Here is a 7692-nt window from a genome sequence, read left to right on the forward strand (position 1 = left end):
TCGGGTCGCCCGCTGTCCGCGGGCGTGACCTCAGTCCTTGACCGGTGCCGGCACCACCTTGTCCAAGGGATCCGCCGGCGTCGGGATCGCCGCGGCACCAGCGGTCCCGTCCCCGTCCGTGTTGATCGTCTCGATGATCGCGAGGCGTTCCGGGGTGTCCTCCGGCTTGAGGAAGCCGATGAGGATGTAGAGGACCAGGGAGACGGCCAGCGGGATCGACACCTGGTACTGGAGCGGGACGCCGCCGTCGACGTTCCAGTTGATCGGGTAGTTGACCAGCCAGAAGGCGAACAGACCCATGGACCAGCTGGTGAGCGCGGCTGTGGGGCCCGAGCGGCGGAACGGGCGCAGCAGGCCGAGCATCATCGGGATGGCCATCGGGCCCATCAGGCCGGCGACCCACTTGATGACGACGGTGATGATGTCCTTGAAGGCGGGGGAGTTGACCTGGGTGGCCGCCGCCATCGACAGACCGAGGAAGACGACCGTCGCGAGCCGTGCCGCGATCAGTCCCGAGCGCTGGCTCCAGCTCCGGGCCCGGGTCGAGATCACCGGCGCCACGTCCCGGGTGAAGACGGCGGCGATCGCGTTGGCGTCGGAGGAACACATGGCCATGGTGTGGGAGAAGAAGCCGACGATGACCAGGCCCAACAGGCCGTGTGGGAGGAGTTGTTCGGTCATCAGGCCGTAGGAGTCGGAGCCGTCCGGCTTCTGGGACTCCACCAGCAGCGGCGACATCCACATGGGGTAGAAGAGGACCAGGGGCCAGACCAGCCAGAGAGCCGCCGACAGCCGCGCCGAGCGCTCGGCCTCGCGGGGGCTGGAGGTGGCCATGTAGCGCTGTGCCTGGTTGAGCATGCCGCCGTTGTACTCGAAGAGCTTGATGAAGAGGAAGGCCAGCAGGAACACCGCGCCGTAGTCGGCGACCAGCGGCTTCTCGTGACCCTGCAGCGCGGGCTGGTCCCAGGCGTCGATGAATCCGATGTTCCTGTCACCGAGTTCCATGACCACGGCGACGAACATGGCGACACCGGCGAGGAGTTGGATGACGAACTGGCCGAGTTCGGTCAGCGCGTCCGCCCACAGGCCGCCGATCGTGCAGTAGACCGCCGTGATGGTGCCGGTGATGAGGATGCCCTGGTTGAGGGAGATGCCCGTGAAGACGGACAGCAGGGTCGCGATCGCGGCCCACTTCGCGCCGACGTCGACGATCTTCAGCAGCATGCCGGACCAGGCCAGGGCCTGCTGGGTCTTGAGGTCGTAACGGTTCTTCAGGTACTCCAGCGGCGAGGCGACATGGAGTCGCGAACGCAGCCGGTTGATGCGCGGGGCGAACAGCTTCGAGCCGATGGCGATGCCGAGCGCGATGGGGAAGGACCAGGTCACGAAGGACGTCACGCCGTAGGTGTAGGCGATGCCCGCGTACCCGGTGAACATCACCGCGCTGTAGCCCGACATGTGGTGGGAGATGCCGGAGAGCCACCAGGGCATCTTGCCGCCGGCCGTGAAGAAGTCGCTGACGTTGTCCACCCGCTTGTGCGACCAGACGCCGATTGCGACCATCACGCCGAAGTAGCCGATGAGCACGGCCCAGTCGAGACTGTTCATGTGCCCCCTTCCAGGGTCCGTGGCCAGGGTCAGGCATGTGAACTCTGGGTTCGGTGACATGCCCGCGGCAAGCAAGCGGATGGTCAAGAGCACGTAAAATTGTTCTGAGAGCTGTTCCTGGTTTACGTATATGAACTCCAGGTTGGCCGAAAAGGGTCAGGTCAGCGCATCAGCTCCCCCGCGTTGACCAGCAGCGACTGCCCCGTGATCGCCCGCGACCGGTCCGAGGCCAGAAACACCGCCGCGTCCGCCACGTCCGCGTCCGAGGCGAGCTCGGGCAACGCCATCCGGCCACTCAGCCGCTCCAGCACCTCCGCCTCCGGCACGCCCTCCGTCTGCGCCGTGAACTGGACGTACGCCCGCACCGGCGGACCCCACATCCAGCCCGGCAGCACCGTGTTGACCCGGATGCGGTACGGCCCGAGCTCCCGCGCCAGCGAGTACATCACGCTGGTCAGCGCCCCCTTCGACGCCGCGTACGCCGCCTGCCGCACCTGCGACGGAGCCGCCACCGCCGACTGCGTACCGATGAACACCACCGACCCCCCGCCCGCCTTCAGCCCCGGCAGGCAGGCCCGCGTCATCCGCAGCGTCCCCAGCAGGTTCACGTCGATGACGGACTGCCAGGTCGTGAAGTCGGCGTCCTCCAGGCCGCCGAAGTGGCTGTCCCAGGCCGCCACATGGACCACCGCGTCGATCCGCCCGAACCGCTCCCGTGCCAGCTCCGCCAGCGCCCCGCACTGCCCCTCGTCGGTGACGTCGGTCGCCCGGTACGCCGTGTGCGCCCCGTCCGGATCGATTTCGGCCGCGCTCTTGGCGAGGTTCGCCTCGGTCCGCGCCCCCAGCACCGCGTTCCCGCCGTCCCGCACGACGGCCGCCGCGACCTGACGGCCGAGCCCGGCCCCGACTCCCGACACGACGACGGTCTTGCCTGCGAGCAGTGACATGGGGTCCTCCCCGGCTCTGGCGCATTATCTGACGGAGCGTCAGAGTATGGGCGACCGCAGGAGGACGGAAGGGACGACGGAAGGGGAGTGCCCATGTCCGAGGACACCCGCAGCGAGACGTACGCCGACCTGGCCGCCGTAGGGCCGTACGGCGTCCGCCCCGGCCACGCGCTGATCACCATGGTCGAACCGCACCCGGGCCACGAGTACGCCTACAACCGCTGGTACGAGGACGACCACTACTACGCCGGTGCGATGGCCATGCCCTGGATGTACGCCGGCCGCCGCTGGGTGGCGACCCGCGACCTCCAACTGCTGCGCCGCCCCGAGAAGTCGACGATCGCCGAGCCGGTCACCGCCGGCTGCTACCTCTCCACGTACTGGATCACCGACGGCCGCTACGACGACCACATGCGCTGGACCGTCGCCATCAACAAGCGACTCAACCGCGACGGCCGCGTCTACCGGGACCGTACGCACGTCTTCACGGCGTTCCAGGACCACGAGTCGACGGTGTACCGGGACGGAGCGGCGGGCCCGAGGGACTTCCACGCCCTCGACCACCCCTACGCCGGCCTGGTCCTCCAGGTCGTCGACGCCGAGTCCGCCGAGCAGCGGGCGGAACTGCTGGAATGGCTGGTCTCCCGGCACCTCCCGAAGCGGGTGGGAGGCTCCCCCTCGGCCCTGGTGACCGTCTTCCGGCCGACCCCGCTGCCCGGCGACCGCATGACGTACGTCAAGCAGGTCGAGGGCGTCGACACCCGCCTGACCCTGCTGTGGTTCCTGGAGACGGACCCGAGGGAGTGCTGGGAGGCGTACTTCGGAGGGCTGGAGGAGGCGGTGGGGGAGTCGGGTCTGGGGAGGGTGGAGCTGCTGGCGCCGTTCGTCCCGACAGTGCCGGGGACGGACAAGTACGTGGACCAGCTGCGCTGACCTCAAGGTTCAGCTTTTACCCGACCGAGACGGGTGGTGGGTGGGCGCAGGTCCGGGGGTCTGGGGGCGGAGCCCCCAGGGACGCCAACCCCACCCACGGTCACTTCAACTCATCGGGGCAAGGAGTCCCCCGCGGCACCGTGTAAGGCGCGGCAAGTCGATACGTCCCCGCCTGCGGAGCAACAAGCATCGTCCACTTGTCGCCCTCCGCGTCCTCCTCCGTCTCCATCAGGCAGCCGTTGACGTTGTCGTACGTCTTCGGCGTCCCGTCGGCCCGGTCCTTGGAGGCGTCCGTCTCCTGCGGCGGCTTCAGCTTGTTGCCCTCGGCGTCGACGATGCTCAGCCACGGCGAATACGGGATCCGGATGAGAATCCGCCCCGCCTTCTTCACCTGCATGGTCATCTCACCCTGCGCGGCCCGCTCGACAACGGCGTTCGGCTCGGCCAGCGGCGCCGGGTCGGTCACCCGGAACAGCTGCCAGTTGGCGTCGCCCCAGATCTGCTTCAGATACGGCATGCCCCGCTGCACCAGCTGCCGCTCACGCTCGCCTCCGTCGCCGTCCGGCGTGTCCTTCGGCAGGACCACGAAGTGCACGGCCCAGCGCCCCAGCCATTCGTGGTAGTTCGCCGAGTTGAGGGTGTCGTCGTAGAAGAGCGGGTTGCGTTCCATGTCGGCCTGGCGGTTCCAGCCACGGGCCAGGTTGACGTACGGGGCGAGCGCAGAGGCCTCGCGGTGGGAGGCGGCCGGTACGACCTCCACCCGGCCCTTCTCGGCGCCGACCTCCTGGAGCTCGTTCACGAGCGGCGCCAGCTCACGCGCCCAGGACGCCGTCGGGGTCGTATGGACGACGTCGTCGACCGACTTGAAGCCGATCCACGTGGTGAAGCCGGCGAAGGCCACCACGATCGCGTACCACTTGCGGGTGCGCGGCACCGCGAACGGCATCGCGGCCACCAGGGCCACCCCCGCGAACAGCATCGCGAGGCGCGAGATGTTGGAGCCGATCTGCGAGCTGACCAGCCACACCAGGACGATCGAGAGGGCGTACACCCCGGCGGTGAGCCGGACCGTCTTCCACTCGCGCGGGACGAGGAAGAGCACGAAGAGGGCGTACAGCAGCGGCAGGATCACCGAGCCGATCTTCATCGGCTGGGTGCCGGCGAAGGGGAACAGCCAGGCGGACACCGCCACGACCGCCGAGGGCGCCAGGCCCAGCGCCCAGGCGCCCGGCCGGCGCTTCTGCAGGAACAGCGCCGCCGCCACGAGCCCCACGAACAGGCCCGCCACCGGCGACGACATGGTCGCGAGCGCGGCCAGCGGAGCCGCGCACAGGGCCTTCGCCCAGCGTTTGTAGCGCCAGCGGTACGGCCAGCAGAACACGACGGCGACCGCGCCCAGCGCGAACATCGTGCCGAGCCCGAACGTCACCCGCCCCGACGCCGCGTTGCACAGGAACGCGAACACGCCCGCGAGCGAGGCCCACAGCGGGTTCTTCACCGAGCGGCTGCGGATGAGGACCATCGTCAGCAGTCCGGCCGAGATCGTCCCCGCGATCATCATGGTCGTACGGACACCGAGGACCGACATCAGATACGGCGACACCACGCTGTACGACACCGGGTGCATCCCGCCGTACCAGGCCAGGTTGTACGCCGAGTCCGGATGCCGGCCGACGAACTCGGCCCACGCGTCCTGCGCCGCGAGGTCGCCGCCACTGTTGGCGAATGTGAAGAACCAGACGACGTGCAGTGTGCCGGAGAGGGCGGTGACGGAAAGGGCGGGGTGGCGCAGGAGGCGCTCGCGGAGGGCGAGGAAGGCGGTTCTGAACCGGGAACCGAAACGGGACCCGAACCCGGACCCGAACCCGGACCCGGACCCGGATCCGGCCGAGGGGGGTCCGACCGTGGAGGGTCTACGGCCGTGCTCGTGATCCTCCGTGTCCGGTGCGGGCTCGCGTATTCGCGGGCCGGCTCCCGGGCCCGGTTCGGTGTCGTCGGTGCGTGTCGGCTCTGCTGTGGCCACCTGAAGGCACTCCCCGTGGTGTCCCGTCTTCTGTTCTCGGCCGCGTCCCGTGAGCGACCTGCCCCGATTCGTGACGCTAGCACGCACACCGCCGACCGGAACCCGGGCGGGCTCCGGTCGGCGGCGTATGCGGCGCACTTATGGGACCGGATCAGCCGAGACGCGTCAGCTTGTCCGTGTAGGCCGGCTCGACGAGGTCCCGTTGCAGGGCGACCGGGACCTTGACCGCGCCGTTGGACCCGTCACCGACGGTGAGCGTGCCGACCTTGGTGCCGGCCTTCGCGGTGTGGGGCAGGTCGTCGGCGTCGAAGGACAGCTGCACCTTGAACCCGGCCCAGCCGACCGCGGTGACGTCCTTGGTGAGGACGACCGGCGTCTGCCCGCCGAGCCCGTCGTCCACGTACCCGACCACGTCGCCCTTCTTCAGGATCTTCGCCGAGACCATCTCGTCCTGGGCGGCCAGCATCGCGGTCTTGCTGACGTCGTTGACGGTCTCGATGATCGGCGACTTGTGCTGGCCGAGGATCGCACCCACCAGGGTGACGGTCTCGCCGCCGACCTCCTTGCGGGCCGCGAAGAGGAGATTGCCGCCGGCCTTGGTGGTGGTGCCCGTCTTGATGCCGATGGCACCGTTGTAGGGGACGAGATAGTTGTAGTTGTACCACTTCTGCCCGGACGGATCGATCCACTGGCCCATGGACGTGATCTCCATCAGGGCGGGCATCTTCACCAGCTCGTTGCCGAGCTTCACCTGGTCCTCGGCGGTGGAGACGGTGGTCTCCTTCAGGCCGGAGGCGTCGGTGTACGTGGTGTTCTTCATGCCGAGGTCCTTGGCGGCATCGTTCATCTTCTTGATGAAGTCCGCCTCGTTGCCCGCGTCCCAACGGGCCAGCAGACGCGCGATGTTGTTCGCGGACGGGATCATGATGGCCGCGATGGCCTGCCGCAGGGTGAGCTTGTCGCCCGCCTTGACGGTGTTGAGGGTGGACTCGCCGTCCTTGTTGTAGCCGCCCTCCTTCTCGGCGGTGGCGTCGACGGGGATGTCCGGCCCCTCCGCGCCCGACTTCAGCGGGTGGTCCTTCAGCACGATGTACGCCGTCATGGCCTTGGCGACGGACCCGATGGCGACCGGCGTCTGCTTGCCGAAGTCGCCCATCGTGCCGATGCCGTTGACGTCCATCCAGCCCTGGCCCTCGCTCGGCCAGGGCAGGCTCGCCCTGCTGCCCTCGAAGGTGTACGACTCGTCGGCGGTCAGCGTCAGTTCGGGGCTCGGCAGCGGTCGTACGGCCTGCACGATCGCAAACACGACCGCCAGCAGCAGCACCAGCGGGGTCCAGATCTTGACCCGCCGCACGATCGTGCGGACCGGGGTCTCCGGAGGCGGCGGCGTGTTCGTCAGCTCCGCCAGCAGATCCAACGGCGGCCTCGGCGGCAACGGCTGCTGAGTCGTCCGCTCCGGACCCACCTGGGGGACGGAGGACGTGGCGTCGGCGGGCGGCTTGGCCTTCGGCTCCTGCGTCACCTGCGGCAGCGCGCTGGTGGCATCGGGCGCCTTCGGCGCCGGCCTGCGCGTCGCCGGATCCTCCAGCGGCTTCAGCGCCACGAACTTGCTGGTCCGCTCGGCGGGCGACTCGGCCTTGTCCCCGGCCGGTTTCGCGGCATCGCCGAGCTTCAGCGTGGTCGTCGGCTGATCCACGGCGGGCGCGGAGGGCCGTACGGCCTTGAAGACGGCGGTGGGCTGGTCTACGGGGGGCTTGGCGTCGCCCTTCTTCGGGGTATCGGTGCCGCTGTCGGGGGCCGCGTCCGAGGCCGGACCGTCGGCGTCGTCGCCCGCACCCGTGTCGGAGGTCTGGTCGTCGTCGGCGTTCGCTTCCGCGTCGGCCTCGTCCTGCGCAGGCTCCCGCGCGGTGTCCTCGGCGTCCCCGGCCTCCGCCGTCTCGTCCGCCGATGCCACCCACGCCGCCACGGCGTCACGCAGCCGGACGTCACCCGTCGCACCGACCTCGTCGCCCGCACCGGAAGCGCCGTCCTCGTCCTCAGCGGCGGCACCCTCCGCGTCCTGCCCGGCCTCTTCGGCGTCGGTGCCGCCGGCCTGCGGCTCGAGGGCGTCCTTGGCGGGCCCTTCGGCCGTCCCGGCCTCGGTGGTGTCCTGCGCGGCTTCGTCTGCCCCGGGCTTCGCGG

5 protein-coding genes are annotated in these 7692 nt (G+C 69.5%); 1 reads left to right on the forward strand and 4 read right to left on the reverse strand.

The features are described from left to right. Positions 1-30: 30 nt before the first annotated feature. Together AC5P09_RS34195 and AC5P09_RS34200 are read right to left on the reverse strand one after the other, a co-directional pair. Positions 31-1608: a sodium:solute symporter family protein gene (locus AC5P09_RS34195; protein WP_493877597.1), complete on the reverse strand. Its 1578-nt coding sequence runs from the start codon at positions 1606-1608 to the stop codon at positions 31-33. A gap of 161 nt (positions 1609-1769) precedes the next feature. Next, a complete protein-coding gene (locus tag AC5P09_RS34200) occupies positions 1770-2555 on the reverse strand; it encodes an SDR family oxidoreductase (RefSeq protein WP_493877598.1) in 786 nt (261 codons plus the stop codon). Between the two features lie 93 nt (positions 2556-2648). Here AC5P09_RS34200 and AC5P09_RS34205 point away from each other — a divergent pair, with 93 nt between their 5' ends. Next, complete coding sequence (locus AC5P09_RS34205; protein WP_493877599.1) at positions 2649-3488, forward strand: hypothetical protein; 840 nt, start codon at positions 2649-2651, stop codon at positions 3486-3488. A gap of 100 nt (positions 3489-3588) precedes the next feature. Here the strand turns inward: AC5P09_RS34205 and AC5P09_RS34210 are convergent, their stop codons facing one another. Continuing rightward, a complete protein-coding gene (locus tag AC5P09_RS34210; protein ID WP_493877600.1) occupies positions 3589-5511 on the reverse strand; it encodes a DUF8823 domain-containing protein in 1923 nt (640 codons plus the stop codon). 151 nt (positions 5512-5662) lie between these two features. Beyond that, a partial coding sequence (locus tag AC5P09_RS34215) for a D-alanyl-D-alanine carboxypeptidase (RefSeq protein WP_493877601.1) occupies positions 5663-7692 on the reverse strand: 2030 nt, incomplete at its 5' end.

The sequence above is a fragment of the Streptomyces sp. a15 genome, from assembly GCF_059026085.1.